This window comes from Pseudomonas sp. LAMO17WK12:I10 (genome assembly GCF_900215185.1).
Classification (GTDB): Bacteria; Pseudomonadota; Gammaproteobacteria; order Pseudomonadales; family Pseudomonadaceae; genus Aquipseudomonas; species Aquipseudomonas chlororaphis.
This window is the reverse complement of sequence record NZ_OBDX01000032.1, coordinates 1-26,151: the sequence shown is the minus strand read 5'-3', so window position 1 is coordinate 26,151 and position 26,151 is coordinate 1. Positions and strand designations below refer to the sequence as shown.

The following is a 26,151-nucleotide window of genomic DNA, read 5'->3' as shown; positions in this document are numbered from 1 at the left end:
CCTTAGGGCTGAAATCAGCTCAGAAATTTCTGCAGCAAGTCATTGAGGAACAGCTGGCCGCGCGGGGTGGCGGCCAGGCGTGACGGTTCGACCTGCAACAGGCCGCTTTGTTCGGCGTCGCGACGACCTTCGGCGAGGCTTTCCAGGGGCAGCCCGGTACGCTGCGGATACAGCCGCGCCTCGACGCCCTCGGTCAGGCGCAGGGCGTTCATCAGGAACTCGAATGGCAGCTCTTCGTTGCTCAGGTCCTTTTCGCCGGCCTTGAAGTTTTTCGCCGGGTTGAGGTAGTCCTTGGGCAGGCGGGTCTTCCAGGTGCGCACGATGCGCCCGTCCGGATGGCTGAGCTTGCCGTGTGCCCCGGCGCCGATGCCGATGAAGTCGCCGAAGCTCCAGTAATTGAGGTTGTGCCGGGCCGCCCGGCCGGGCTGGGCATAGGCCGAGACTTCGTACTGGGCATAGCCGTGCTCGGCCAAAAGCGCCTGGCCGGCTTCCTGGATGTCCCACAGGGTGTCGTCTTCCGGCAGCGTCGGCGGCTGGTTCCAGAACACCGTATTGGGTTCCAGGGTCAGCTGGTACCAGGACAGGTGGGTCGGCTTCATGGCGATGGCCTGGCGCAGGTCGCCCAGGGCGTCGTCCAGGGACTGGTCGGGCAGGCCGTGCATCAGGTCCAGGTTGAAGTTGTCGAACCCGGCCTGGCGCGCCATGCCGGCGGCGCGCACGGCTTCGTCGCCATTGTGGATGCGGCCCAGGGCCTTGAGCTTGTCTTCCTGGAAACTCTGGATGCCGATCGACAGGCGATTGATGCCCAGGGCGCGATAGGCGGTGAACTTCTCCTGTTCGAAGGTCCCGGGGTTGGCTTCCAGGGTGATCTCGATGTCGCGGGCGAACGGGATGCGTTGCTCCACGCCTTTGAGCAACCGGCCCAGGGCCTGGGCGCTGAACAGGCTCGGCGTGCCGCCGCCGAAGAAGATCGAACTCAGCTCGCGGCCGTAGACGGCGGGCAGGTCCTGGTCGAGGTCGGCCAGCAGGGCGTCGACGTACTCTTCTTCCGGCAGCACCGGGCTGGCGGCGTGGGAGTTGAAGTCGCAGTAAGGGCATTTGCGTACACACCACGGGATGTGGATGTACAGCGCCAGGGGCGGCAGTTGGGGCAGGGCCGCCCGGGGCGTTTGCGCACCGCCGAGAATCAGCGGTGGCGCGGACGAATCAATGGTCATTGCAGGCTCAAGCGTTGCCGCAGAATGGCCATGGCGCGGGCGCGATGGCTGAGTTGGTTCTTTTGGATCGGGTCCAGCTCGGCGCTGGAGCAGTTGCGCTCCGGCACCCAGAACAGCGGGTCGTAGCCGAAACCGTGCTCGCCGCTGGCGGCCGTGAGGATGCGCCCGTGCCACAGGCCTTCGCAGAGGATCGGCAGTGGATCCTCGGCATGTCGCACCAGCGCCAGGACGCAGACGAACTGCGCGCCGCGCTCGGCCTCGGGAACGTCCTTCAGGGCGTCCAGCAGCTTGGCGTTGTTCGCCGCGTCGCCCTGGCCGTCGGCGTAACGCGCCGAATAGATGCCCGGCGCGCCGCCGAGGAAATCCACCGCCAGGCCGGAATCGTCCGCCAGCGCCGGCAGGCCGGAAATGCGCGAAGCGTTGCGGGCCTTGAGGATGGCGTTCTCGACGAACGACAGGCCGGTTTCTTCCGGTTCGACGCTGCTGAACTCGCCGATCGAGCGCAGGTGCACCGAGTCGCCGAGCATGGCCTGGAGTTCCTTGAGTTTGCCGGCGTTATGGCTGGCCAGTACGAGTTGGGTAAAAGTCATCATTCGCCGGGGAAAAGCTCTTGGTTGAAGTTGATGGTGTTGATCGCGTCACCAGTCTGCACCTTGATTTCGAAGGTGCGGGTTTCCTGCTGTTCCACCGGGTACTGGGCGATGTAGTAGATCGCGCCCTGTTCGGTGACCTGCTTGAATTTCAGCGGCACCGACTGGCTGGTCAGGTCCTTGACGGTCCCGGTGACCTGGGCGACCAGCGGTTTGCCGGCCTTGAGCACGGAAACGTTGATCACGCCCTGGTTCTTGCTGCGCACCAGCTCCGCGGCTTTGGCGATATCCGGTTGCAGGAAGGTGGAGTTGAAGGTGTTGTAGTGCACGGTCACGTCACCGAACACTTCCTGGCGCTCGCCCTTGATGGGCTCGGCGGCCATCGCCGATGCGCTCAGGCACGCTGCCAATAGAAAAGTAACCAAGCGACCCATGATCGTTCTCCTTGCTTTGAACCTGGTTTATACCGCGATCTGGTGGTCCTGCAGGCCGGGGCTGCTGACGCGGTAGATGCCGATCTCACCTAACAGATTAGGCCATAGCTTACTGGCCCACCCGTGCCGGTGCTGTTGATCCACCGCAAGGCGATCGATGACCTTGGCTTCACGTTCGCGGCAAAGCTCTTCAAAGTCCTCGAACGTGCAGAAGTGGATGTTCGGCGTGTTGTACCAGGTGTACGGCAGGAATTCGGAGACCGGCATCCGCCCCTTGCTGGCCAGGTACCAGCGGCAGCGCCAGTGGCCGAAGTTGGGGAAGGTGATGATGCACTGGCGGCCGACCCGCAGCATTTCGTCGAGGATCCGATCCGGGTAGTGCACGGCCTGCAGGGCCTGGGTCATGACCACGATATCGAAGCTGTTGCTGGCGAAGTTGCCCAGGCCCTTGTCCAGGTCCTGCTCGATGACGTTGATGCCCTTGGCCACGCACTCGGCGATGTTGTCCGGGTCGTTTTCCAGGCCGTAGCCGGTGACTTGCTTGTGATCGCGCAGCCAGCTCAGCAGTTCGCCATTGCCGCAACCGAGGTCGAGCACGCGGCTGCCGGCGGGGATCCATTCCTGGATGATTTCCAGATCAGCTCTCATGGCGTCCTCACAGCGTTATACGGTTCATGTAGTTGCCGAACGCCTGCAGGTAACGCGGGATCGGAATCAGGAAGGCGTCGTGGCCCTGTGGGGCATCGATTTCCAGGTAGCTGACGTCCTTGCGCGCGGCCATCAGGGCATCCACCAGCTCCCGCGAGCGGGCCGGGGAGAAGCGCCAGTCGGTGGTGAAGGACATCACGCAGAACTTGGCCTTGGCGCCTTCGAAGGTTTTCGCCAGGTTATCGTCGAAGTTCGCCGCCGGATCGAAGTAATCCAGCGCCTTGGTCATCAGCAGGTAGGTGTTGGCGTCGAACCGCCCGGAGAACTCCTCGCCCTGATAACGCAGGTAGCTTTCGACCTGGAACTCGACGCTGTGGAAGTCGTAGTTGAGCTTTTCGCTCTTCAGGCCACGGCCGAATTTCTCGCCCATGGAGTCGTCGGACAGGTAGGTGATGTGCCCGACCATCCGCGCCAGCATCAGCCCGCGCTTGGGGATCACGCCCTGTTCCTGGAACGAACCACCGTGGAATTCGGGGTCGGTGAGGATGGCCTGGCGCGCCACTTCGTTGAAGGCGATGTTCTGCGCCGACAGCTTGGGCGCCGAGGCGATGGCCAGGCAATGGCGCACCCGGTCCGGGTAGGTGATGGTCCATTGTAGGGCCTGCATGCCGCCCAGGCTGCCACCGATCACGGCGGCCCACTGCGGGATGCCGATGCGGTCGGCCAGGCGCGCCTGGCTGTGCACCCAGTCTTCCACGGTCAGCACCGGGAAATCGGCGCCGAACGGCTTGCCGGTATCCGGGTTGATGCTGCTCGGGCCGGTGGAGCCATTGCAGCCGCCGAGGTTGTTCAGGCTGACGACGAAGAACTTGTTGGTGTCGATCGGCTTGCCCGGGCCGATGCAGCTGTCCCACCAGCCCGGCTTGCGGTCGTCGGGGCTGTGGTAGCCGGCGGCGTGGTGATGGCCGGACAGGGCGTGGCAGATCAGCACGGCATTGCTCGCCGTGGCGTTCAGTTGGCCGTAGGTCTCGTAGATCAGATCATAGGCTGGCAGGGAGCGGCCGCAGGCCAGGGCCAGGGGCTCGCTGAAATGCGCCACTTGCGGCGTCACCAGACCAACGGAATCGGCGGGAAAGGCAGTTGGCATCGACCCTGCTCTCGTTTAAATGAGGCGTAAGTCTAAAGACCGCTGCCCCCAGCGGCAAGCAAAGGCCGGAGCTGATTCTCCCGCGGTTTGTGACGAACCTTGTAGCCGCTGCCGCAGGCTGCGATCGGCTCCGCAGGAGACGTGCTCTTGAGGGCCTCGAAGGGCCTTCGGCCCTTATCGCAGCCTACGGCAGCGGCTACAGAGAGTGATCAGGATGGACGCTGCAGTCCGGGCAGGTCCGGGAGTTTTTTCGGCGCGTTGATCCGCACCCGTTTCTGCCGGTTCAGCTCGCCGCTGATCAGGCTGACCTGGCTCTTGGACACGCCGAATGCCTTGGCCAGGAACGCCATCAAATAAGCGTTGGCCTTGCCCTCCACTGGCGGCGCGGTGAGGCGGATCTTCAGGCGCTCGCCATGCAGCCCGGCGAAGTCATCGCTACGGGCCGCAGGTTGCAGGTGGCACTCCAGGATCAGGTCGTCGCCGTCCCAGCGAAAGTAACTCATCGCAGAGGCCGGGTCAGATCAGCAGACGCAGGATTTCCGGCATCATGGTCATGGCCGCCAGGTTGTTGATCACCAGCATGTCGATCAGCTTGAGGACCATGAACGCCAGGATCGGCGAGATATCCAGGCCGCCCATGCTCGGCAGGATGCGGCGGAACGGCGCCAGGGCCGGCTCGCAGATCTGGTTGACCAGTTCGGCGCCCGGGTTATGGCTGCCCGGGGCGACCCAGGAGAGGATCACGCTGATGATCAGGGCGAAGAAGAAAATCTTCATGAACAGCGCGGTCACGCCGATGATCGACCAGATCAGCAGTTGCAGCGGGTTGCCGGTGGTGCCGTAAGTCAGCAGCAGGGTCAGGGCCATCAGCAGCAGTTGCACGACGATCGCCAGGATCAGCGACGACATGTCCAGGCCGAACAGGCTCGGGATGACCCGGCGCATCGGCTTGAGCAGCGGCTGGGTGGCGCGCACGGCGAACTGGCACAGCGGGTTGTAGAAGTCGGCGCGTACCAGTTGCAGCACGAAGCGCAGCAGCACGATCAGCAGGTACAGGCTGCCCAGGGTTTGCAGCACGTACACCGCCGCAGTGTTCAATCCAATCATCATTGGCTCCTTATTGGCCCAGTTGTTCGGCCATCTCGGCCGAGCGGTGCGCGGCGGCACCCAATGCTTTTTCCACCAGGGCTTCGAAGCCACTGGCCTGGAACGACTTGATCGCGGCTTCCGTGGTCCCGGCCGGCGAGGTCACGCGGCGGCGCAGTTCGGCCGCGTCCACGTCGCTGGACACCGCCATGTGCGCCGCGCCCAGCGCGGTCTGCAGGGTCAGTTGGCGGGCGGTTTCCCGTGGCAGGCCGAGTTTCTCGCCGGCGGCGGTCATGGCTTCGATCAGCAGGAAGAAATACGCCGGACCGCTGCCGGACACGGCGGTCACCGCGTCCAGTTGCTGTTCCTGTTCCAGCCACAGGACGATGCCCACGGCCGACAGCAGTTCTTCGGCCTGCTGGCGTTGCGCCGCGCTCACCGCGGCGGTGGCATACAGGCCGCTGGCGCCCTGGCGCAGCAGGGCCGGGGTGTTGGGCATGCAGCGCACGATCGGCTGTTCGCCGAGCCACTTGTTCATGCTGGCGCAGGTGATGCCGGCGGCGATGGACACGATCAACTGATGCGGTTTCAGGCTGGGGCGCAGGGCTTCGCACACGGCCTTCATGGCCTGTGGCTTGATCGCCAGCACCACCACGTCGACGCCGGCGATGGCCTCGGCGTTGTCGGCGAACAGTTCAATGCCGTGCTCGGCCTGGACCTTGGCGCGGGTTTCGGCGCCCGGGTCGCTGGCGCGGATCTGGCTGGCGTCCAGGCCCTTGGCGCGCAGGCCGCCGATCAAGCTGGCAGCCATGTTGCCGGCGCCGATAAAGGCGATACGAGTCTTGCTCATGACAGGTCCTTATTCAGAGGTGAGGCCGCCACAGTCATGGCTGGCCATAATCGCGTGCGCCAAACAAAGCGGTACCGATACGTACCCAGGTGGCGCCTTGGGCAATGGCCGCTTCGAGGTCGTGGCTCATGCCCATGGAAAGTGTGTCGGTTGGCAGGTCCAGGCTGTCGCGCAGGTTTTCGTTCAGGCTGCGCACGGCCGCGAAGGCAGCATCCTGGGCGGCACGATCTTCAGTCGGCTCGGGAATCGCCATCAGGCCGCGCAGTTTCAGGCGCGGCAAGGCGCTGATGGCGCTGGCCAGGGCCGGCAGGTCGGCCGGTGTGCAGCCAGATTTGCTGGCCTCGCCACTGACATTGACCTGAATGCAGATGTTCAGCGGCGGCAAGTCGGCCGGGCGTTGCTCGGACAGGCGTTGAGCGATTTTCAAGCGATCCACGGAATGCACCCAGGCGAAGTTCTCGGCGATAGCTCGCGTCTTGTTCGACTGAATGGGGCCGATGAAGTGCCAACTCAAGGGCAGGTCGCCAAGTTCCGCCTGTTTGCCCAGGGCTTCTTGCAGGTAGTTCTCGCCGAAGTCGCGCAGGCCGGCCGCGTAGGCTTCACGCAGCGCCGCGGCGGGCTTGGTCTTGCTCACGGCCAGCAGATGGATGCTGCTTTCGTCACGTTGCGAGGTCTGCGCCGCGGCACGGATCCGTGCGCTAACCAGGGCGATGTTGTCTGCTATCGTGGACATTCGATGTACGCCAGCGGGTCTTGGGTTCGCGGCATTCTACTGGAATTGGGGAACGCTATGGATATCACTGAGTTGCTGGCCTTCAGCGTCAAACAGGGCGCTTCGGACCTGCACCTCTCGGCCGGTTTGCCGCCGATGATTCGCATCGACGGCGATATTCGCCGGATCAATCTGCCGGTGCTGGAGGCGCAACAGGTGCACGAGCTGATCCTGGCCAGCATGACTGATCCGCAACGGGCCGAGTTCAAGGCCGCGCTGGAGATCGACTTTTCCTTCGCGGTGCCGGGCCTGGCGCGCTTTCGGGTCAATGCCTTCAACCATCAGCGCGGCGCCGGCGCGGTCTTTCGCAGTATTGCGGACAAGGTGCCGGGCATGGACGAGCTGGGCATGGGCGAGGTCTTTCGGCGGATCAGCGAAGTGCCCCGCGGCCTGGTGCTGGTGACCGGGCCGACCGGTTCGGGCAAGTCGACCACCCTGGCGGCGATGATCGATCACCTGAATCAGCACCGGCACCAGCACATCCTCACCATCGAGGATCCCATCGAGTTCATCCACGAATCGAAAAAGTGCCTGATCAACCAGCGCGAGGTGCATCGCGACACTCGCAGCTTCTCCACGGCCCTGCGCTCGGCCCTGCGCGAAGACCCGGATGTGATTCTGGTAGGGGAAATGCGCGATCTGGAAACCATTCGCCTGGCGCTGACCGCCGCGGAGACCGGGCATCTGGTGTTCGGCACCCTGCACACCACGTCGGCGGCGAAAACCGTGGACCGGGTGGTGGACGTGTTCCCGGCCGAGGAGAAGGCGATGGTCCGCTCCATGCTCTCGGAGTCGCTGCAGGCGGTGATTTCCCAGACGCTGGTGAAGCGTATCGGCGGAGGCCGGGTAGCGGCTCACGAGATCATGCTGGGCAGCGCGGCGATCCGTAACCTGATCCGCGAGGACAAGGTGGCGCAGATGTACTCGGCGATCCAGACCGGCGGAGCACTGGGGATGCAGACCCTGGACATAAGCCTGAAGGCGCTGGTGGATGCGGGGCTGGTCAGCCGGGAGCACGCCCGGGAAAAGGCGCGGGCGCCGGACAACATTTGAAGAGGTATCGGAGCGGTAAATGCAAGCGCGAGCCATCGAGCATGGTGGCTCGATGGCTCGCGATCAGGGAGGGCGATCAGCGCTGAACGATGCGCAGGGTGTTCTGCTCTTTTGGCAGGACCCGCTTGGCCACTACGTAGTTCTTGTCCCAGTACGGCTTCTTCAGGGTATCGATGGTCACCGACTTGCCGCGGCGCGGCGCGTGGATGAAGCGATCGTTGCCCAGGTAGATGGCGACGTGGTTGACCCGACGGCTCTTGATGTTGAAGAACAGCAGGTCGCCAGGCTTGAGGTCCTTGCGCTCGACTTTCTGCCCGTGACCGCTGGCCATGGCGTTCGAGGTGCGCGGCAGATCGACGGCGGCGACGTCATTGAAGGCGTATTTCACCAGGCCGCTGCAGTCGAAGCCTTTACTTGGGCTGCTGCCGCCCCAACGGTAAGGGGTACCCAGTACGTTGACGGCACGGCTGAGCACGGTGCTGCTCTGCTTGGCCGCCATCTGCGGTACCGGCTTGCTGCTGACGCTGCTCAGGTGAGTCGGGCGTTTGACCGACAGCTTGTTCTTGGAGCTGTTCTTGCTGATTTGGGTGACGTGGGCTTTTGGAGTGAAGCCGTTCACGTTGGGAAGACGTTGCTCACGATTGGTGGCGTGGGCAGCCAGTGGCATCAATAGGCAAATGGTTAGCCATGTCTTGAAAAATGGACGCATTAGGCAAGGCTCATATGGGTTAGCGCGCAACTTTATAACAGCTTTTTTGTCACTTCTCAGGCCGTTGGTCGATTCAACCTGGAGGTCAAATTCGCTGAAGAGGCGGCAAATTGACGCAATTGTCCGACAGAAGTCAGGCAGTACAAGGGTTTCACGGCAGCGACCTTAACATTTGCCACACGTCGGCTGCCTGTAAAAAAGTCACAAAGAATTAAAGAAAATTTATCTATTGCGTGGAACGAGGTACTCAATGAACACCTATCGCCCGGACGGTTCGACCCATGACACCCACAGCAAGGTGATCGGTTACCTGTTGTGGATTTTCGGTTTTACCGGCTCTCACCGCTTCTATTACGGCAAGCCGGTTACCGGAACCCTCTGGTTTTTCACCCTGGGCTTGCTGGGCATCGGCTGGCTGATCGACCTGTTCCTGATCCCGGCCATGGACCGCGAGGCCGACCTGCGTTTTACCCCGGGACCCATCGAATACAGCGTCGCCTGGATCCTCCTGACCTTTCTCGGGATCTTCGGCGTGCACCGCATGTATCAGGGCAAATGGATCAGCGGCCTGCTGTACCTGCTGACTGGCGGGGTGTTCTTTCTGGGGGTCTTGTATGACTTCTGGACGTTGAACGACCAGGTGTCGTTGCGTAACGCGCAGCGGCGTTGATGGGTGTGTAGCCGCTGCCGAAGGCTGCGATAAGGTCGGAACGACCTTTCCGCAGCCTCAAGCGCGCGTCCGCTTCGTACGGAATGCCGCCCAGGCCGATCGCAGCCTGCGGCAGCGGCTACATTGACTCAGCCCTTGTGGCTGATCCGTCCATCCACCAGGGTGTAACGCACCACGCCCGGCAGGCTATGGCCGAGGAACGGGCAGTTCTCGCCTTTCGACAACCAGTGTTCGCCGGCCACGGTGGACGTGCTCGGGTCGAACAACACCAGGTCCGCCGGAGCGCCTACCGCCAGCTTGCCGGCCGGCAGGCGCAGGGCGTCGGCCGGGCCGCTGCTCAGGCGTGCCAGCAGGGTCGGCAGGTCGAGCAGGCCGTCTTCCACCAGGGTCATGGCCAGCGGCAGCAGCAGCTCGACGCTGCTGATGCCCGGCTCGGTGGCGCCGAAAGGCGCCAGCTTGGCGTCGCGTTCGTGGGGCTGGTGATGGCTGGAGATGGCCTGGACCACCCCGGACTTCACGGCCTCGCGCAGGCCTTCGCGGTCGGCGCGCGAGCGCAGCGGCGGCTGGACGTGATAGAGGCTGGAGAAGTCGATCAGCGCGTCGTCGGTGAGGATCAGCTGGTACAGCGCCACGTCGGCGGTCACCGGCAGGCCACGGGCCTGGGCCTGGGCGATCAGGGCCACGCCCCGGGCGCTGGTCAGCTGGCTGAAGTGGGCGCGTACGCCGCTTTGCTCCACCAGCAGCAGGTCACGGGCCAGGGCCACGGTTTCCGCGGTTTCCGGAATGCCCGGCAGGCCGAGGAAGCTGGCGGTGGCACCTTCGTGGGCCAGGCCGCCTTCGGCCAGGTCGCGGTCCTGAGAGTGGAAAATCACCGTCAGGTCGAAGGTCGCCGCGTATTCCAGCGCCCGGCACAGGGTGCGGGTGCTGCGAAAGCCCTCCAGGCCGTTGCCGAAGGCCACGCAACCGGCGTCGCGCAGGGCGATCAGCTCGGCCAGCTGTTCGCCGTCCAGGCCTTTGCTCAGGGCGCCGATCGGGAACACCTTGGTATTGCCGGCTTCGCGGGCGCGATCGAGGATCAGCTCGGCCACCGCCGAGGTGTCCAGCACCGGCTTGGTGCGCGGCGGGCAGCACAGGCTGGTGACGCCACCGGCCGCGGCGGCTCGGGTTTCGCTGGCGATGGTGCCTTTGCGGCTGTAGCCCGGCTCGCGCAGGGAGACGTTCAGGTCCACCAGCCCGGGCGCGGCCACCAGGCCTTTGGCGTCGAGGCTTTCAGCCGCGTTGAAACCGGCGGTCGCGGCGCCGATGGCGACGATCTTGCCGGCTTCCAGATGGATATCGCTGACTTGATCCAGGCCGCTGCTTGGATCGATGACACGGGCGCCGAGAATGCTGAGCTTCACTGGGCGTTCTCCTGCTCGAATTGTCGCTGGGCGGTCTGCCCGCTCATGGCCATGGACAGTACGGCCATGCGTACCGCGATGCCGTAGGTCACCTGATTGAGGATCACCGAATGCGGACCGTCGGCCACCGCCGATTCGATCTCCACACCGCGGTTGATCGGGCCCGGGTGCATGACGATGGCGTCCGGCTTGGCGCCGGCCAGGCGCGCGGTGGTCAGGCCGAACAGGCGGTAGAACTCGCCCTCGCTCGGCAGCAGGCCGCCCTGCATGCGCTCGCGCTGCAGACGCAGCATGATCACCACGTCGACGTCCTTCAGGCCTTCGGCCATGTCGGTGTAGACCTTCACCCCGTATTGCTCGATGCCGATCGGCAGCAGGGTCTTGGGCGCGATCACGCGGATGTCCGGGCACCCCAGGGTTTTCAGGGCCAGCATGTTCGAGCGCGCCACCCGCGAGTGCAGGATGTCGCCGACGATGGCCACCGAGAGGTTTTCGAAGCCGCCCTTGTGCCGGCGGATGGTGAGCATGTCGAGCATGCCCTGGGTCGGGTGGGCGTGGCGGCCGTCGCCGCCGTTGATGATCGCCACCTGCGGGCACACATGCTCGGCAATGAAGTGCGCGGCGCCGGAGTCGCCGTGGCGCACGACGAACATGTCGGCGGCCATGGCTTCGAGGTTGCGCAGGGTATCGAGCAGGGTTTCACCCTTGCTGGCCGAGGAGGTGGACACGTTGAGCGTGATCACGTCCGCCGACAGGCGCTGGGCCGCCAGTTCGAAGGTGGTGCGGGTGCGGGTGGAATTTTCGAAGAACACGTTGCACACGGTCTTGCCGCGCAGCAAAGGGACTTTCTTCACCGCCCGGGCGCCGACTTCGAGGAAGGAGTCGGCGGTGTCGAGGATTTCCGTCAGCAGCTCGCGACGCAGACCGTCGAGCGAGAGGAAGTGGCGCAGCTGGCCCTGATCGTTGAGCTGCAGCGGGCGCTTGGCGTCTAGAGGCGTCATCGCAATGGACTCTTTAGAGGGGCGAATTAAAGGGCGAGGTCTTGAAGCTCGAGTTGAAGCGGCGCAGGACCGGACAATTTTACCCGCTCGTGGGCGGCCAGCGACAGGGTGGCGCCGACCACATTCGGACGAATCGGCAGCTCGGCGGCATCCAGGTCCAGCAGGCAGACCAGGGTCACGCTGGCCGGGCGGCCATAGTCGAACAGCTCGTTGAGGGCGGCGCGAATGGTGCGGCCGCTCATCAGCACGTCGTCGATCAGGATCAGGTGCTGGCCCTCGATCTCGAACGGCAGTTCGGAAGGGCGCACTTGCGGATGCAGGCCGTTCTGGCTGAAGTCGTCGCGGTAGAAGGACACATCCAGGGTGCCCAGCGGCGCGTCGCTGCCCAATTCGGCGAGCAGGGCCTGGGCGACCCAGACGCCGCCGGTACGGATGCCGATATAGCGGGGCTCGCTGATGGCGCGTTGTTCCAGGTGGGCGGTGAGACGCACGGCCATCTGGCTGATCAGTTCGGCGGGATTGGGCAGGCTCATGATTGCTCCTTCGTGGGCCCGCGCCTGGTTGCATGCAGCAAGGCGCAGGGTCTTACGGCTGGTGTTGTGGCCAGGAGGCGCGTGGCCGGGGGTTGACCACGCATCTTCAGGATTCGGCGTTTCAGTTGTTCAACAGCGCTGCGTTTTCGTCGAGCCAGCCTTGCAGCAGCAGGGCGGCGGCGATGGCGTCGACCGGGTTGTCGCGGTAACTGCCTTTCTGGCCGCCCCGGGCTAGGCGTTCGCCCTTGGCCTCGAAGGTGGTCAGGCGTTCGTCATGGGTATAGAAGGGCAGGTTGTAGCGGCCATTGAGGCGCCGGGCGAACTTCTCGGCGCGCACGCACATCTCGCTCGGGGTGCCGTCCATGTTCAATGGCAGGCCGACCACCACCGCATCCGGCTTCCATTCCTTGATCAGGGCTTCGACCTGGTTCCAATCCGGCACGCCGTTCTGCGCCTTCAGGGTGCACAGCTCGCGGGCCTGGCCGGTGATGGCCTGGCCAACCGCCACACCGATCTGCTTGGTGCCGTAGTCGAACCCGAGGATCAGTCGCAGGGCCATCAGGCGTGGCCCGCCTGGCTGGTCAGCAGGGCGAGGTTGATGCCCAGGTGCTTGGCCGCCGCCTCCAGGCGCAGTTCGCTGCTGGTGTTGAACAGGATGTCGGCGTCGAACGGGCAGGTCAGCCAGGCGTTGTCCGCCAGCTCGGCTTCCAGCTGCCCGGCTTCCCAGCCGGCATAACCGAGGGCGATCAGGCTTTTGGCCGGACCGACGCCATCGGCGATGGCGAACAGCACGTCCTGGGACGTCGACAGCGACAGGCCATCAAGCTCGACCGTGGCCTGGAAGGTCGGGCCGTTGGGGTGCAGGACAAAACCGCGATCGGTCTGCACCGGGCCGCCGATGAAGATCGGTACATGCTGGCAGAGCGCTGGCGGGTCGATCTCGGGGCGCAATTGCTCGAGGATATCGGCGAGGTTCAGGTCCTGCGGACGGTTGACCACCAACCCCATGGCGCCATTGGCATTGTGCTCGACGATGTAGGTCAAGGTGTGCGCAAAGTTCGGGTCGGCCATGTGCGGCATGGCGATCAGGAAGTGATGCTTGAGGTAGCTGGGGCTGACGTTTTTCATGAGCGCTAGTGTGGCGGTGGAGGGGCGAACTGACAAGCTGGGGATGCTCTCATTCCCCATGAATCCTGTAGCCGCTGTCGAGCCTGCGAGGCTGCGTACGACTGCGCAGCAGGCGCAAATCTGCCCGCGCGTTTTGCCTGGCACACCGCATGGACATTTTTTGCGGCCGCTACGCGCCCGTACGCAGTCTCGCAGGCTCGGCAGCGGCTACAAGAGGCAGGGAATCAGTTGCTGGACAGCCGGTCGCCGCGGGCGAACTTCCAGGTGCGGATGATCTCCAGGCGGTCGATATCCGACAGGTCGCCGGTAAAGGGCGCGAACGGCGCCGCCAGGCGCACGATGCGCTGGGCCGCCTGGTCCAGCAGCGGCTGGCCGGAGGACTCCAGCACCAGCACCTCGTACAGAGAACCGTCGCGGTTGATCGAGACCATCAGCCGCAGGTTGCCGTAGATCTGCTTGCGCCGGGCTTCTTCCGGGTAGTTGAGGTTGCCGATGCGCTCGACCTTCTTGCGCCACTCGTCCTTGTACCAGGCGCCCTTGTCGCGCATGGTCGAGGCCGCGCTCAGGCGGTGGATGCGTGGGCGCTTGGCGTACAGCTGCTGCTCCTGGGCGAGTTCGGCCTCCAGGCTGGCGATGTCGCTGGACAGCTGCTCGCTGTCGAACGTCGGCACGGGAACCTTGGGTTTGGCCTCGGTCTTGACCTCTTCACGCTGGGTGACGGTCTTTTTCGGCTTCGGCGCGGTGGTGGCGACCGCGGCCTTGGGCGCGGCTTGCTTGACTTCGGTCTTGGCCGGAGGCGGCGGGGTGACCTTGTTTACTTTGTTTTCCTGGAACGGCGCCACTTCGGTGGTCTTCGGGATCGCCTTCTTGTCCAGGGTGCCGCTGCCTTGCTGGTTTTCCTGGGCGAGAAAATCGGCCTTCTTCGGCTTGGTCTCGCTCTTGAAGGTGGCCAGGGTGATTTCCAGGGTCTTGCTGATCTGCTTGGGTTCGGCGAAGGAGAAGCCCAGGCCGAGAATCAGCGCGATATGCAGCAGGGCAGCCAGGAACAGGGTAAACCCCAGGCGATCGGCCGGGCGCACGCCGCTGTGGGCCAGCTCGGGGGGCAGATCGGAAGGGAGAGCCATTAGCGGTTCACAACAGTCATCAGCGGTTCAACATCACAAAAAACTTCACAAGACCAACATCGCGCGTTTCACAGGCGGCGCATGATAACGCAATGTTGGTTTGTGCTTGGCAGTTCTGGATCAACGAGCCTTGAGCTTCTGATCGATGGCATCCATCAGCATTGCGCCGATGTTGGTGCCAAAGGCGTTGTCGATCTCGCGGATGCAGGTCGGGCTGGTGACGTTGATTTCGGTCAAGTGCTCGCCGATCACGTCGAGCCCCACGAACAGCAGGCCTTTCTCGCGCAGGGTCGGGCCGACCTGTGCGGCGATCCAGCGATCTTTCTCGGTCAGCGGCCGGGCTTCGCCACGGCCACCGGCGGCGAGGTTGCCACGGGTTTCACCCTGGGCGGGAATCCGTGCCAGGCAGTAATCCACAGGTTCGCCGTCGATCATCAGGATGCGTTTGTCGCCATCGACGATGGCCGGCAGGTACTCCTGGATCATGATCTGCTGCTTGCCGTGCTGGGTCAGGGTTTCGAGGATCACCGAGAGGTTCGGGTGGCCGGCGGTATGGCGGAAGATCGACGAGCCGCCCATGCCGTCCAGCGGCTTGAGAATCACGTCGCCGTGATGGTCGGCGAATTCGCGCAACACGTCCGGACGACGGCTGACGATGGTCGGCGGCGTGCACTGCGGGAACAGGGTGGCGAACAGCTTTTCATTGCAGTCACGCAGGCTCTGCGGCTTGTTGACCACCAGCACGCCGTCGCGCTCGGCCTGCTCCAGCAGGTAGGTGGAGTAGACGAACTCCATGTCGAACGGTGGGTCCTTGCGCATCAGGATCACGTCCAGCTCGCTCAGGGCGCTGTCGGTCTCGGCTTCCAGTTCGAACCACTTGTGCGGGTCGGCGAACACCTTCAGCGGGCGCATCCGCGCCCGGGCCACGCCACCGGTCGCCTGGTACAGGTCGCGCTGTTCCATATAGAACAGGGTCCAGCCGCGCTCCTGGGCGGCCAGCAGCATGGCCAGCGAGCTGTCCTTCTTATAGGAGATGCTGGCGATAGGGTCCATGACAATCCCGACGCGAACGCTCATGGGCGGTTTCCTCGAAAATTAGTGGGCGCAATGGCTTGAAAAAGTGGCGTCAGAGTGGCGCTCGGGCGGTTCCCGGTCAAGGAAAAACCACCGCGCCGGTCGGCCGATAGATTGCATGGGGAGAGTATGCTAAAAAGGCTCGCATGCCGTGCTCAGGCCTTGAACATCAAGGGCTTGGGGCATTGGCCACCAGTACGGGCAGAAAATCGATTCGCTGTGGCGATGGTAGAGCAGATATGGAACAGCAATCCAGCGCCCTCAAGGTGATGGTGATCGATGATTCGAAGACGATTCGCCGCACGGCCGAAACGCTGCTGAAGAATGTGGGCTGTGAAGTCATCACCGCGGTCGACGGTTTCGAGGCCCTGGCCAAAATCGCCGACAACCACCCGGGCATCATCTTCGTCGACATCATGATGCCGCGGCTCGATGGCTATCAGACCTGCGCGTTGATCAAGAACAACAGCGCGTTCAAGTCCACGCCGGTGATTATGCTGTCCTCCAAGGACGGTCTGTTCGACAAGGCCAAGGGCCGCATCGTCGGCTCTGACCAGTTTTTGACCAAGCCTTTCAGCAAGGAAGAGCTGCTGAGCGCGATCAAGGCCCATGTGCCGGGGTTCGCCGCAGTAGAACAAGCACATTGAGGTTCGGCCAGCGGGCCGCACGCCTATTCGTATGGGGAAGACCATGGCTCGTATTCTGATCGTCGATGACTCGCCGACTGAAATGTACAAACTGACCGGCATGCTGGAAAAGCACGGCCATGAAGTCCTGAAGGCCGAAAACGGCGCCGACGGCGTGGCCCTGGCGCGCCAGGAAAAGCCCGACGCGGTCCTGATGGACATCGTCATGCCCGGCCTCAATGGTTTCCAGGCAACCCGTCAGTTGACCAAGGACGTGGAAACCAGCCATATCCCGGTGATCATCATCACCACCAAGGATCAGGAAACCGACAAGGTCTGGGGCACTCGCCAGGGCGCCAAGGATTACCTGACCAAGCCGGTCGACGAAGACACCCTGATCAAGACCCTGAACAGCGTCCTGGCCGGCTGACCGCCCGCGCCATGGCCGAGTCGCAAACCGCCTTCGAACTGCTGCTCGAGATCGACCAGCGCTGCCGCCTGCTGGCAGCCGACCTGCCTTCCCAGGAAACCCGCCAGCACGGCTGGAGCGGTATCGGCTTTCGCATCGGCGAGCATTGGTATGTGGCGCCGATGGGCGAAGTCAGCGAAGTCCTGCACGAGCCCCGTTACACCCTGCTGCCCGGGGTCAAGCCCTGGGTGAAAGGCGTGGCCAACCTGCGCGGACGGCTGCTGCCGATCATGGACCTGTGCGGGTTCTTCGGCCATGAGCTGTCGGCCCTGCGCAAGCAGCGGCGGGTGCTGGTGGTCGAGCACAAAGAGGTGTTCGCCGGCTTGATGGTGGACGAGGTGGCCGGCATGCAGCACTTCGAGCAGAGCAGCCTGGAAACCGCGGCCAACGCTAGCGAACAGGGCGCCATCACGCCGTACCTGCGGGGGTATTTCCCGTGTGAGCCGGTCTGGTGGGTATTCAGTCCCTTCGCCCTGGCGCAGTCGCCGGGGTTCCTGGATGTGGCGCTGTAGGCGCGAGGCTTGCTCGCGATAAATATTGCGCGATGAACCTGCAGGACCGCGCCGTCCATGGCGCGGGCAACAGAACAACCGGAATTCAGGTGTGCAGATGCTAAAAGCCAACCCAGGCAAGCCAATGGAAGGATCGCGCAGCCGCTCGCAGATCATCGTGCTGTTCATCGCCCTGATCGTGTTCATCATGCTGCTGTTCGCCAACTTCGCTTACCTCAACACCCAGGCCACGTACGACAAGCAGTACATCGGCCACGCCGGCGAGTTGCGGGTGCTGTCCCAGCGCATTGCCAAGAACGCCACGGAAGCCGCGGCGGGCAAGGCCGCGGCCTTCAAGCTGCTGGGCGATGCGCGCAACGACTTCGCCCAGCGCTGGGGCTACTTGAAAAAAGGCGACCCGGCCACCGGGCTGCCCGCCGCGCCGGTGGCGGTGCGTCAGGAAATGCGCGCGGTGCAGCAGGACTGGGACAAGCTGCTGCACAACGCCGACGCGATCCTGGCCAGCGAACAGACCGTATTGTCCCTGCATCAGGTGGCCGCGACCCTGGCGGAAACCGTGCCGCAGTTGCAGGTCGAGTATGAAAAGGTCGTGGAGATCCTCCTGCAACGCGGCGCTCCGGCCGCCCAGGTGGCCATGGCGCAACGCCAGTCGCTGCTCGCCGAACGGATTCTCGGCGCGGTGAATACCGTGCTGGCCGGCGACGAAAACGCGGTGCAGGCCGCCGACGCCTTCGGCCGTGACGCGGCGCGCTTCGGCCAGGTGCTGAGTGGCATGCTCCAGGGCAACCCGACCCTGAAGATCAGCCAGGTCGAGGACCGCGATGCACGGGCGCGCCTGACCGAGATCAGCGAGCTGTTCCAGTTCGTCTCCGGCTCGGTGGACGAAATCCTCGAAACCTCCCCCGAGCTGTTCCAGGTCCGCGAGTCGGCGAGCAATATCTTCAGCCTGTCGCAGACCCTGCTCGACGAGGCCTCGCACCTGGCTACCGGCTTCGAGAACCTGGCCGGCGGCCGTTCGCTGGACACCATCGGCGGTTATGTCCTGGGCCTGGCGGCGCTGGCCTCGATCATCCTCATTGGCCTGGTGATGGTCCGCGAAACCAACCGCCAGCTGCACGAGACCGCGGAGAAGAACGAGCGCAACCAGAACGCGATCATGCGTTTGCTGGACGAGATCGAAGACCTGGCCGACGGCGACCTCACCGTGACCGCCTCGGTGACCGAGGACTTCACCGGTACCATCGCCGACTCGATCAACTATTCCGTGGACCAACTGCGCGACCTGGTGGCGACCATCAACCTCACCGCCGGCCAGGTCGCCGGCGCGGTGCAGGAAACCCAGGCCACCGCAATGCAACTGGCCGAAGCCTCGGAGCATCAGGCCCAGCAGATTTCCGAGGCCTCCACCGCGATCAACGAAATGGCCCAGTCGATCGATCAGGTGTCGGCCAACGCCGCCGAGTCCTCGGCGGTGGCCGAGCGTTCGGTGGAGATCGCCAACAAGGGCAACGAGGTGGTGCACAACACCATCCACGGCATGGACAACATTCGCGAGCAGATCCAGGACACCGCCAAGCGCATCAAGCGCCTGGGCGAGTCGTCCCAGGAAATTGGCGACATTGTCAGCCTGATCGATGACATTGCCGACCAGACCAATATCCTCGCCCTCAACGCGGCGATCCAGGCTTCCATGGCCGGGGATGCCGGGCGTGGGTTCGCGGTGGTGGCCGATGAGGTGCAGCGCCTGGCGGAACGTTCTTCGGCGGCGACCCGGCAGATCGAGACCCTGGTGCGGGCGATCCAGACCGACACCAACGAGGCGGTGATCTCCATGGAGCAGACCACTTCGGAAGTGGTGCGCGGCGCCCGGCTGGCGCAGGATGCCGGCGTGGCCCTGGAAGAAATCGAAGGCGTCTCCAAGACCCTGGCGGCGCTGATCCAGAGCATCTCCAACGCCGCCCAGCAGCAGACGTCGTCGGCCGGACAGATATCCTTGACCATGAACGTGATCCAGCAGATTACTTCACAGACTTCGTCCGGCTCGACCGCGACGGCCGAGAGCATCGGCAACCTGGCGAAAATGGCCAGCCAGCTGCGGCGCTCGGTGTCCGGTTTCACCTTGCCGGCCGGTCGCGAGCAGACGCCGCGGGACAACCGCTGAGGCCGGAGCACGACTTTGATGGGAATGGTAATGGGTGATCGGCACGACTATGTGGCCCTGGAATGGGTCAAGGGCGAAATTGCCGAAACGCTGAAGCAGGCCCACCAGGCGCTCGATCATCTGGTCGACGAGCCGCAGGCGGTGGAAGCGCTCGAACAGTGCCTGGACTGCATCCATCAGGTCCACGGCAGCCTGCAGATGGTCGAGTTCTATGGGGCGGCGCTGCTCGCCGAAGAAATGGAAGCCCTGACCCTGGCCCTGCGCGAGTACCGCGTGGCTCAGCGGGACGAGGCGATTTATCTGCTGCGCCAAGCCATCAGCCAGTTGCCGCAGTACCTCGACCGGGTGCAAAGCGCGCGCCGCGACCTGCCGTTGGTGGTATTGCCGTTGCTCAACGACCTGCGCAGCGCCCGGGGCGAAGGCCTGCTGAGCGAAACCAGCCTGTTCAGCCCGCAGCTGCCGGACCTGCCGGCGCTGGACCAGGCGACACTGAACCGCCTGGCGCCCCCCGACCTGACCATCCTGCTGCGCAAGTTGCGGCACATGTTGCAAACCGCGCTGGTCGACCTGCTGCGCGAACAGGATGTGAAAAACAGCCTGGGCTATATGGCCAAGGTTTTCGAACGCCTCCAGGTGTTGTGCCAGAACGCCCCGCTGGGGCCCTTGTGGCAGATCGCCCTGGCCCTGGTGGAAGGCATGGGCAGCGGGGCGATCGCCAACAGCCCGGCGGTGCGCAGCCTGCTCAAGGATGCCGACCGCGAACTCAAGCGTCTCTATGAACAAGGCATCGCCGGGATCAACCAGGCGGCCCCCGACGAACTGCTGAAAAGCCTGCTGTTTTACATCGCCAAGGCCCGCTATCCCACCGCGCAGATGCAGACCATGAAAGACACCTACGGACTCGATGACGCTTTGCCCGACAATGCGCTGGTCGACCAGGAGCGGGCGCGCATGGCCGGTCCCGACCGCGACGCCATGCGCTCGGTGCTGTCGGCTTTGTGCGAGGAATTGGTGCGGGTCAAGGAGCGCCTGGACCTGTTCGTGCGCAGCGACCGCCAGCACGCGTCGGACCTGGACAGCCTGCTGGCGCCCCTGCGACAGATCGCCGACACCCTGGCGGTGCTGGGTTTCGGCCAGCCGCGCAAGGTCATCATCGACCAGCTGGCGGTGGTGCTGAGCCTGGCCCAGGGCCAGCGCGAACCGAATGACGCGGTGCTGATGGATGTGGCCGGGGCCCTGCTGTATGTCGAGGCGACCCTGGCCGGCATGGTCGGCCCGGCCGAACCCGAGAGCCGCGAAGAAAGCCGCCTGCCGACCACCGACCTGACCCAGATCCACCAACTGGTGATCAAGGAGGCGCGGATCTGCCTGCAACAGGCCAAGGACCTGATCGTCGACTACATCGACGCCGGTTGGGACCGCGAACACTTGCAGGCCCTGCCGGAGCTGCTGACCCAGGTGCGCGGCGCCCTGGCGATGATTCCCCTGGGCCGTGCGGCGGGCCTGCTGCAAGCCTGCATCGGCTTTGTGCGCGAACACCTGCTGCTGGACCCGCGCCAGCCCGGCTGGCAGCAACTGGACAATCTGGCCGACGTGATCACCAGCATCGAGTATTACCTGGAGCGCCTGAGCGACGATCCCCTGGCGCCGGGGGAAAAGATTCTCGACGTGGCGGAGCAGGGCCTGGCCGCGCTGGGCTATGTGCCGCAAAAGCGGGCGCCGGACGAGTGGCTGCCGAACGAACAGGTGCCGCTGCTCAGCGATGTGCTCAGCCCCAACGAAGCCCTGGTGATGCAGGACCTGCAGGAGCTGGACAACCCCGAAGTGGTGCAGTCCCTGGCCGATGTGCTGGCCAGCCCGGTCTCGGCGCTCAACCCGCCAGCGCTGGACACGCCGGGCAGCCTGTTGCCGCCGCCGGGCGATGAAGCGCCGGTGGACGATGAGCTGCGTGAAGTCTTCCTCGAAGAGACCGACGAAGTGCTCGACGTGCTGCGCGAGTACCTGCCGCGCTGGGCCGCCGAGCCCCATGGCAAGGCGGCGCTGGGCGAAATCCGCCGGGCCTTCCACACCCTCAAGGGCAGCGGGCGGATGGTTCGTGCGCTGGTGCTGGGCGAGTTGGCCTGGGCCGTGGAGAACCTGCTCAACCGGGCCCTGGAACACAGCGTGGAGCCGGGGCCGCAGATGCGGCAACTGCTTGAAGAGGTATTGCAGCTGCTGCCGGAGCTGGTCGCCGAGTTCGCCGCCCAGGCCCAGCGCCAGCGCGACGATGTCGACCGCCTGGCTGCCCGGGCGCATGCCCTGGCCAAGGGCGACGTAGTGTGGCCAGACGGCTTGGCAGACGAGCTCGACCCGCAGTTGCTGGAGATCTTCCGCAACGAGGCCGAAACCCATCTGGAGAGCATCAAGCGCTTTCTCGATCAGGCTGCCGAGCACCTGCCGCTGCAGGCCAGCGACGAATTGCAACGCGCCTTGCACACCCTCAAGGGCAGCGCCTACATGGCCGGTGTACTACCGATCGCCGAGCTGGCGGCGCCGCTCGACCTGCTGGCCCGGGAATACCGCGCGCACCTGATGGCCCTGGACCTGGACGAGGTCGAACTGCTGCTGGAGGCCGAAGGTCTGTTTCGCCACAGCCTGCAACAGCTGGGCAGCGATCCGCTGGCGCCCATCGAAGGCGCCGCCGACCTGATCGAACGGGTCAAGGCGCTGACCGCCGAGCGCCTGGAAACCCTGCTCAACGCGCCCAATACCGGGCTGCGGGTCAAGCGCGATGCGCAGTTGATCAGCAGCTTCCTGGCCCAGGGCATGGACATCCTGCTGGATGCCGAAAACCTGCTGCGCCGCTGGCAACAGCACCCCGGCGAGCGGCAGGAACTCAGCGCCCTGCTGGACGAGTTGACCACCCTTGGCGAAGGCGCGCACCTGGCGGACCTGCAGCCGATGGACGAGCTGTGCGAAGCGCTACTGGACCTGTACGGCGCCGTGGAAGAAAGCAGCCTGGCGGTGGGCGAACGGTTTTTCCATGAGGCGGAAAACGCCCACGAAGCCCTGATCAACATGCTCGACGAACTGGCCGCCGGCCAGGAAATCAGCCCGCAACCGGCCATGGTCCGGGCCTTGCGCGAACTGCTCGAGGAAAGCCTCGACCCTGCGGCCATGGGCCTGATCCGCAGCGACGGCAGCCGCACCCTGAGCATCACCGACTTGGCCAGTGCCACCGCCGAGATGGAGCAGGAGGCGCAGATCGAGGTGGAGGAGCCGGATGACGAGATCGTGGCGATCTTCCTCGAAGAGGCGATGGATATTCTCGAAAGCGCCGGCCAGGCCTTGCAGCGCTGGCTGGCCGACCCGGACAACGTTGCACCGCTGTCTTCCCTGCAACGCGACCTGCACACCCTCAAGGGCGGTGCGCGCATGGCTGAAGTCGGGCCGGTGGGCGACCTGGCCCAGGAACTGGAAAATCTCTACGAAGGCCTGGTGGATCGCCGTTACCAGCATGGCGAGGCCCTGGCCGACCTGCTGCAACGCAGCCATGCGCAACTGGCGCTGCTGTTGCAGCAATTGCAGGCACAGCAAGCGCTGAGCGATCCCAAGGCGCTGATCGAAGCGATTCGCGGTTTTCGCCAGCGCAGCGGGGCCACCAGCGAGGTGCCCGAGGCCGCGGTGACCGACGATTCTGCGGCCCACGATCCGGAGCTGCTGGAGATTTTCCTCGAAGAAGGTTTCGACATCCTCGACAGTTCGGGGGCGGCGCTGACGCGCTGGCAGGCCGAGCCGGCCAGCCGCCAGGAAGTGGAAACCCTGCTGCGTGACCTGCACACCCTCAAGGGCGGTGCGCGCATGGTGGAGATCGTGCCGATCGGCGACCTGGCCCATGAACTGGAGTTTCTCTATGAAGGCCTGTCCGCGGGCCTGCTGCAACCGACCCCGGCGCTGTTCGGCCTGTTGCAGAAAAGCCAGGACCGGCTGGCGCAGATGCTCGACGCCGCCCGTGCCGAACAACCGATCAAGCCGGCCGACAGCCTGATCGAGGCGATTCGCGGCTTCACCCATCCGGCCCAGGCCGAAGCCCCGCCTCTGCTGCTGCCCGACCTTAGCCCACCGAGCAAGCCCGAACCGCCAGCGGTACCGGCGGAAGCGGCGGTGGCCGGGGATATGGTCAAGGTCTCGGCCGAGCTGCTGGACGACCTGGTCAACCTGGCCGGGGAAACCTCGATCTTCCGCGGGCGCATCGAGCAACAGGTCAACGATGCGCGGGTGGCCCTGAGCGAAATGGAAACCACCATCGAGCGTATCCGCGACCAGTTGCGTCGCCTGGACACCGAAACCCAGGGGCGGATTCTCAGCCGCCAGCAGGTCGAGGCCGAGCGCCTGGGCTACGAGGAATTCGACCCGCTGGAGATGGACCGCCATTCGCAGTTGCAGCAACTGTCGCGGGCCTTGTTCGAGTCGGCGTCCGACCTGCTCGACCTCAAGGAAACCCTGGACCGGCGCAACCAGGACGCGGAAAACCTGTTACAGCAGCAAGGGCGGGTCAATACCGAATTGCAGGAAGGCCTGATGCGCACGCGCATGGTGCCGTTCGAGCGCCTGGTGCCGCGCCTCAAGCGCATCGTCCGCCAGGTGGCGGAGGAGTTGGGCAAGGATGTCTCGTTCAGCGTCGGCAACGCCGAGGGCGAGATGGATCGCAATGTGCTGGAGCGCATGGTCGCGCCCTTGGAGCACATGCTGCGCAACGCCGTCGACCATGGCCTGGAGTCCGCCGAGGTGCGGCGCGCCTCGGGCAAGCCGGAGCAGGGGCGGATCACCCTGGACCTGTCCCACGAAGGCGGCGATATCGTTTTCGACATGCGCGACGACGGCGCCGGGGTGCCGCTGGAGGCGGTGCGGCGCAAGGCGATCAAGCGTGGCCTGCTCGCCCCCAATGCCGAGATCAGCGACCGCGACGTGCTGCAGTTCATCATGCAGCCGGGGTTTTCCACAGCGGAGAAAATCACCCAGATTTCCGGGCGCGGGGTGGGCATGGACGTGGTCCATGAAGAGGTGCGCCAGCTCGGCGGCTCGATGACCATCGACTCGATCCCGGGGCAGGGCGTGCATTTCCGCATCCGCCTGCCGTTCACCCTGTCGGTCAACCGCGCGCTGATGGTGCAGTGCCTGGAGGAGCAGTACGCGATCCCGTTGAACACCATCGAAGGCATCGTGCGGGTGCTGCCCAACGAACTGGAAAGCCATTACCAGCTCGACCCGCCCCATTACGTATACGCCGGCCAGCGTTATGAGTTGTGCTACCTCGGCGAGCTGCTGCACACCGTGGCCCGGCCGAAACTGCTGGGGCAGAGCCTGCCGCTGCCAGTGCTGCTGGTGCATTACAACGAACACCGGATCGCCGTGCAGGTGGACGCCATGGCCGGCACCCGGGAGATCGTGGTCAAGAGCCTGGGGCCGCAGTTCGCGGCGGTGCAGGGGCTGTCCGGCGCGACCATCCTCGGCGATGGCCGGGTGGTGCTGATCCTCGATCTGCTGGCGCATATCCGCGCCCTGCAAACGCGCTTGCCGGTGCCGCGCATGGCGGCTGGCGACGAAGTGATTGCCGAGGTCGAACCGCTGCGGCCGAGGCTGGTGCTGGTGGTCGACGATTCGGTGACGGTGCGCAAGGTCACCAGCCGCCTGCTGGAACGCCACGGCATGAACGTGTTGACCGCCAAGGACGGAGTCGACGCCATGGCGCTGTTGCAGGAGCACACCCCGGACTTGATGCTGCTGGACATCGAAATGCCGCGCATGGACGGCTTCGAGGTGGCGATGCAGGTGCGCGCCGACCCGCGCCTGCACCAGCTGCCGATCATCATGATCACCTCGCGCACCGGGCAGAAACACCGCGACCGGGCCATGGCCATCGGCGTCAACGACTACCTCGGCAAGCCTTACCAGGAGTCGGTGCTGCTGGAGAGCATCGCCCAGTGGAGCAGACCCCATGCATGACTATCGCGCCAGCTTCCTCACCGGGCTGCTGCTGCCCCTGGCCGACCGCACCCTGATCCTGCCCAACGTCGCGGTGGCCGAATTGATCGACTATCAACGCGGCGAACCGGCCAGCGACGCGCCACCCTGGTACCTGCGCTCTGTTGCCTGGCGCGACCGCCAGCTGCCGCTGATCAGCTTCGAGGCCGCCTGCGGCCAGCCCCTGGCCATCGGCGAGCGCGCGCGCATCGTCGTGCTCAATACCCTGGGCGGTCGCGAGCGTCTGAAGTTCATCGCCCTGGTGATCCAGGGCATCCCGCGCTCCTGCCGGCTCGATAGCCAGCTGAGCTATGTCGATGTGCCGTTGTGCCGGCTGGAGAAAGCCGCGGTGCAGGTGGGGGAGCAGGTGGCGAAGATTCCGGATCTGTTGGGGTTGGAGGAGATGCTGGTGAAGGCGGGGTTGTCCTAGGCCCTGTCGAGCGGCTTGATCGGTCCCTTTTTGGGACTGATGGGGCGCCACTGATCTGGAGGAGCGGCCGGTTGACGTTCGATTGCCCGCGATGGCGGCGCTGGCCTCGCTGGGGATGTTGGACGGGGTACATATCCGTTTCTGCGGTCACGGCTGCTGGCGGTTCCGCCCTTACGGCGGGTCACTTTTTTTCAAACGCCAAAAAAAGTAACCAAAAAACGCTTGGGTATGACTCACCCACATAGGTAACAGAAAAGTTCAAGCACATAGGTAACAGTTTTTAACTGGCAGGGTCGATTCCGAGGAGCTGACCATGCCGTGGCGAGAGCTGAACCCTATGGACCTTAAAGTGATGTTCATTGCCGACTATCTGTCGAGACGCTTTAACTTCCGCGAACTGTGTGCGGCACACAGCATCAGTCGAAAAACGGGCTACAAATGGGTAGCCCGTTACAACGCAGAGGGTGTGCAGGGCTTGGATGAGCGCAGTCGCAGTCGGCATGCTCAGGCACAT

General features: G+C 64.5%; 26 protein-coding genes. 9 read left to right on the top strand and 17 right to left on the bottom strand.

The window, feature by feature from the left end:
* Positions 1-14: 14 nt before the first annotated feature.
* From hemW to CRO75_RS26810, 9 genes are all read right to left on the bottom strand, one after another.
* Positions 15-1,217, bottom strand: a complete 1,203-nt coding sequence (hemW, locus tag CRO75_RS26850) for a radical SAM family heme chaperone HemW (RefSeq protein WP_097139320.1) — start codon at positions 1,215-1,217, stop codon at positions 15-17.
* Entirely contained in the window at positions 1,214-1,810 is a 597-nt protein-coding gene (gene rdgB, locus CRO75_RS26845) for an RdgB/HAM1 family non-canonical purine NTP pyrophosphatase (protein WP_009046030.1), read from the bottom strand. Before rdgB ends, hemW begins: the two co-directional genes overlap by 4 nt.
* The gene (locus CRO75_RS26840) at positions 1,807-2,241 is read right to left on the bottom strand and encodes a DUF4426 domain-containing protein (RefSeq protein ID WP_007921193.1); all 435 of its coding nucleotides are present in this window, start codon (positions 2,239-2,241) and stop codon (positions 1,807-1,809) included. Before CRO75_RS26840 ends, rdgB begins: the two co-directional genes overlap by 4 nt.
* A 27-nt stretch (positions 2,242-2,268) precedes the next feature.
* Complete coding sequence (metW, locus tag CRO75_RS26835) at positions 2,269-2,889, bottom strand: methionine biosynthesis protein MetW (RefSeq protein ID WP_007921185.1); 621 nt, start codon at positions 2,887-2,889, stop codon at positions 2,269-2,271.
* A 7-nt stretch (positions 2,890-2,896) separates the two neighbouring features.
* Positions 2,897-4,036 carry a homoserine O-acetyltransferase gene (locus CRO75_RS26830; RefSeq protein ID WP_097139318.1) on the bottom strand — a complete coding sequence of 380 codons (1,140 nt, stop codon included), beginning with the start codon at positions 4,034-4,036 and terminating at the stop codon, positions 2,897-2,899.
* Positions 4,037-4,245: 209 nt separating this feature from the next.
* Positions 4,246-4,539, bottom strand: coding sequence for a DUF167 domain-containing protein (locus CRO75_RS26825; RefSeq protein WP_009046027.1), 294 nt, complete (start codon positions 4,537-4,539; stop codon positions 4,246-4,248).
* 13 nt (positions 4,540-4,552) lie between these two features.
* On the bottom strand, positions 4,553-5,143 hold the full coding sequence (locus CRO75_RS26820; RefSeq protein WP_007929986.1) for a YggT family protein: 591 nt from the start codon (positions 5,141-5,143) through the stop codon (positions 4,553-4,555).
* A gap of 10 nt (positions 5,144-5,153) precedes the next feature.
* Positions 5,154-5,972 (bottom strand): pyrroline-5-carboxylate reductase, encoded by an 819-nt coding sequence (proC, locus tag CRO75_RS26815; protein ID WP_097139316.1) that lies wholly within the window; start codon positions 5,970-5,972, stop codon positions 5,154-5,156.
* A 34-nt stretch (positions 5,973-6,006) separates the two neighbouring features.
* On the bottom strand, positions 6,007-6,705 hold the full coding sequence (locus CRO75_RS26810) for a YggS family pyridoxal phosphate-dependent enzyme (RefSeq protein WP_097139314.1): 699 nt from the start codon (positions 6,703-6,705) through the stop codon (positions 6,007-6,009).
* 57 nt (positions 6,706-6,762) lie between these two features.
* Here CRO75_RS26810 and CRO75_RS26805 point away from each other — a divergent pair, with 57 nt between their 5' ends.
* Complete coding sequence (locus CRO75_RS26805; protein WP_097139312.1) at positions 6,763-7,797, top strand: type IV pilus twitching motility protein PilT; 1,035 nt, start codon at positions 6,763-6,765, stop codon at positions 7,795-7,797.
* Between the two features lie 76 nt (positions 7,798-7,873).
* Here the strand turns inward: CRO75_RS26805 and CRO75_RS26800 are convergent, their stop codons facing one another.
* The gene (locus CRO75_RS26800) at positions 7,874-8,506 is read right to left on the bottom strand and encodes a C40 family peptidase (RefSeq protein ID WP_097139310.1); all 633 of its coding nucleotides are present in this window, start codon (positions 8,504-8,506) and stop codon (positions 7,874-7,876) included.
* Between the two features lie 250 nt (positions 8,507-8,756).
* On the opposite strand from CRO75_RS26800, the gene CRO75_RS26795 reads away from it, so the two are divergent.
* Entirely contained in the window at positions 8,757-9,176 is a 420-nt protein-coding gene (locus tag CRO75_RS26795) for a TM2 domain-containing protein (protein WP_085532999.1), read from the top strand.
* 128 nt (positions 9,177-9,304) lie between these two features.
* On the opposite strand, the gene CRO75_RS26790 is transcribed toward CRO75_RS26795, so the two are convergent.
* The 7 genes from CRO75_RS26790 to gshB all read right to left on the bottom strand — a co-directional run bounded on the left by CRO75_RS26790 (position 9,305) and on the right by gshB (position 15,439).
* Positions 9,305-10,576: a dihydroorotase gene (locus CRO75_RS26790; RefSeq protein ID WP_097139308.1), complete on the bottom strand. Its 1,272-nt coding sequence runs from the start codon at positions 10,574-10,576 to the stop codon at positions 9,305-9,307.
* Complete coding sequence (locus tag CRO75_RS26785; RefSeq protein WP_007929978.1) at positions 10,573-11,577, bottom strand: aspartate carbamoyltransferase catalytic subunit; 1,005 nt, start codon at positions 11,575-11,577, stop codon at positions 10,573-10,575. The genes CRO75_RS26790 and CRO75_RS26785 overlap by 4 nt, the downstream gene beginning before the upstream one ends.
* 26 nt (positions 11,578-11,603) lie before the next feature.
* On the bottom strand, positions 11,604-12,110 hold the full coding sequence (gene pyrR, locus CRO75_RS26780) for a bifunctional pyr operon transcriptional regulator/uracil phosphoribosyltransferase PyrR (RefSeq protein WP_007929976.1): 507 nt from the start codon (positions 12,108-12,110) through the stop codon (positions 11,604-11,606).
* Between the two features lie 121 nt (positions 12,111-12,231).
* A complete protein-coding gene (ruvX, locus tag CRO75_RS26775; protein WP_009046019.1) occupies positions 12,232-12,669 on the bottom strand; it encodes a Holliday junction resolvase RuvX in 438 nt (145 codons plus the stop codon).
* Positions 12,669-13,238, bottom strand: coding sequence for a YqgE/AlgH family protein (locus CRO75_RS26770; protein ID WP_097139307.1), 570 nt, complete (start codon positions 13,236-13,238; stop codon positions 12,669-12,671). Before CRO75_RS26770 ends, ruvX begins: the two co-directional genes overlap by 1 nt.
* 224 nt (positions 13,239-13,462) lie before the next feature.
* Complete coding sequence (locus CRO75_RS26765) at positions 13,463-14,362, bottom strand: energy transducer TonB (RefSeq protein ID WP_062824340.1); 900 nt, start codon at positions 14,360-14,362, stop codon at positions 13,463-13,465.
* A 120-nt stretch (positions 14,363-14,482) separates the two neighbouring features.
* Complete coding sequence (gene gshB, locus CRO75_RS26760) at positions 14,483-15,439, bottom strand: glutathione synthase (protein ID WP_053262978.1); 957 nt, start codon at positions 15,437-15,439, stop codon at positions 14,483-14,485.
* Positions 15,440-15,675: 236 nt separating this feature from the next.
* Here gshB and pilG point away from each other — a divergent pair, with 236 nt between their 5' ends.
* The 7 genes from pilG to CRO75_RS26725 form a co-directional block, all read left to right on the top strand.
* Positions 15,676-16,083, top strand: a complete 408-nt coding sequence (pilG, locus tag CRO75_RS26755; protein WP_007929962.1) for a twitching motility response regulator PilG — start codon at positions 15,676-15,678, stop codon at positions 16,081-16,083.
* Positions 16,084-16,126: 43 nt separating this feature from the next.
* A complete protein-coding gene (pilH, locus tag CRO75_RS26750) occupies positions 16,127-16,492 on the top strand; it encodes a twitching motility response regulator PilH (protein WP_097139373.1) in 366 nt (121 codons plus the stop codon).
* Between the two features lie 11 nt (positions 16,493-16,503).
* The gene (locus tag CRO75_RS26745; RefSeq protein WP_062824341.1) at positions 16,504-17,043 is read left to right on the top strand and encodes a chemotaxis protein CheW; all 540 of its coding nucleotides are present in this window, start codon (positions 16,504-16,506) and stop codon (positions 17,041-17,043) included.
* A gap of 124 nt (positions 17,044-17,167) precedes the next feature.
* A complete protein-coding gene (locus tag CRO75_RS26740; RefSeq protein WP_239990645.1) occupies positions 17,168-19,204 on the top strand; it encodes a methyl-accepting chemotaxis protein in 2,037 nt (678 codons plus the stop codon).
* 30 nt (positions 19,205-19,234) lie between these two features.
* Entirely contained in the window at positions 19,235-25,189 is a 5,955-nt protein-coding gene (locus tag CRO75_RS26735; RefSeq protein WP_097139305.1) for an Hpt domain-containing protein, read from the top strand.
* Positions 25,182-25,637 carry a chemotaxis protein CheW gene (locus tag CRO75_RS26730; protein WP_009046013.1) on the top strand — a complete coding sequence of 152 codons (456 nt, stop codon included), beginning with the start codon at positions 25,182-25,184 and terminating at the stop codon, positions 25,635-25,637. The genes CRO75_RS26735 and CRO75_RS26730 overlap by 8 nt, the downstream gene beginning before the upstream one ends.
* 313 nt (positions 25,638-25,950) lie before the next feature.
* Positions 25,951-26,151 (top strand): helix-turn-helix domain-containing protein (locus CRO75_RS26725; protein WP_143504076.1); only part of this gene is annotated, 201 nt, incomplete at its 3' end.

Coding starts and splice junctions, on each gene's coding strand:
- hemW (WP_097139320.1), bottom strand. CDS start 1,217: ATGACCATTGATTCGTCCGCGCCACCGCTGATTCTCGGCGGTGCGCAA.
- rdgB (WP_009046030.1), bottom strand. CDS start 1,810: ATGATGACTTTTACCCAACTCGTACTGGCCAGCCATAACGCCGGCAAA.
- CRO75_RS26840 (WP_007921193.1), bottom strand. CDS start 2,241: ATGGGTCGCTTGGTTACTTTTCTATTGGCAGCGTGCCTGAGCGCATCG.
- metW (WP_007921185.1), bottom strand. CDS start 2,889: ATGAGAGCTGATCTGGAAATCATCCAGGAATGGATCCCCGCCGGCAGC.
- CRO75_RS26830 (WP_097139318.1), bottom strand. CDS start 4,036: ATGCCAACTGCCTTTCCCGCCGATTCCGTTGGTCTGGTGACGCCGCAA.
- CRO75_RS26825 (WP_009046027.1), bottom strand. CDS start 4,539: ATGAGTTACTTTCGCTGGGACGGCGACGACCTGATCCTGGAGTGCCAC.
- CRO75_RS26820 (WP_007929986.1), bottom strand. CDS start 5,143: ATGATTGGATTGAACACTGCGGCGGTGTACGTGCTGCAAACCCTGGGC.
- proC (WP_097139316.1), bottom strand. CDS start 5,972: ATGAGCAAGACTCGTATCGCCTTTATCGGCGCCGGCAACATGGCTGCC.
- CRO75_RS26810 (WP_097139314.1), bottom strand. CDS start 6,705: ATGTCCACGATAGCAGACAACATCGCCCTGGTTAGCGCACGGATCCGT.
- CRO75_RS26805 (WP_097139312.1), top strand. CDS start 6,763: ATGGATATCACTGAGTTGCTGGCCTTCAGCGTCAAACAGGGCGCTTCG.
- CRO75_RS26800 (WP_097139310.1), bottom strand. CDS start 8,506: ATGCGTCCATTTTTCAAGACATGGCTAACCATTTGCCTATTGATGCCA.
- CRO75_RS26795 (WP_085532999.1), top strand. CDS start 8,757: ATGAACACCTATCGCCCGGACGGTTCGACCCATGACACCCACAGCAAG.
- CRO75_RS26785 (WP_007929978.1), bottom strand. CDS start 11,577: ATGACGCCTCTAGACGCCAAGCGCCCGCTGCAGCTCAACGATCAGGGC.
- pyrR (WP_007929976.1), bottom strand. CDS start 12,110: ATGAGCCTGCCCAATCCCGCCGAACTGATCAGCCAGATGGCCGTGCGT.
- ruvX (WP_009046019.1), bottom strand. CDS start 12,669: ATGGCCCTGCGACTGATCCTCGGGTTCGACTACGGCACCAAGCAGATC.
- CRO75_RS26770 (WP_097139307.1), bottom strand. CDS start 13,238: ATGAAAAACGTCAGCCCCAGCTACCTCAAGCATCACTTCCTGATCGCC.
- CRO75_RS26765 (WP_062824340.1), bottom strand. CDS start 14,362: ATGGCTCTCCCTTCCGATCTGCCCCCCGAGCTGGCCCACAGCGGCGTG.
- gshB (WP_053262978.1), bottom strand. CDS start 15,439: ATGAGCGTTCGCGTCGGGATTGTCATGGACCCTATCGCCAGCATCTCC.
- pilG (WP_007929962.1), top strand. CDS start 15,676: ATGGAACAGCAATCCAGCGCCCTCAAGGTGATGGTGATCGATGATTCG.
- pilH (WP_097139373.1), top strand. CDS start 16,127: ATGGCTCGTATTCTGATCGTCGATGACTCGCCGACTGAAATGTACAAA.
- CRO75_RS26745 (WP_062824341.1), top strand. CDS start 16,504: ATGGCCGAGTCGCAAACCGCCTTCGAACTGCTGCTCGAGATCGACCAG.
- CRO75_RS26740 (WP_239990645.1), top strand. CDS start 17,168: ATGGAAGGATCGCGCAGCCGCTCGCAGATCATCGTGCTGTTCATCGCC.
- CRO75_RS26735 (WP_097139305.1), top strand. CDS start 19,235: ATGGGTGATCGGCACGACTATGTGGCCCTGGAATGGGTCAAGGGCGAA.
- CRO75_RS26730 (WP_009046013.1), top strand. CDS start 25,182: ATGCATGACTATCGCGCCAGCTTCCTCACCGGGCTGCTGCTGCCCCTG.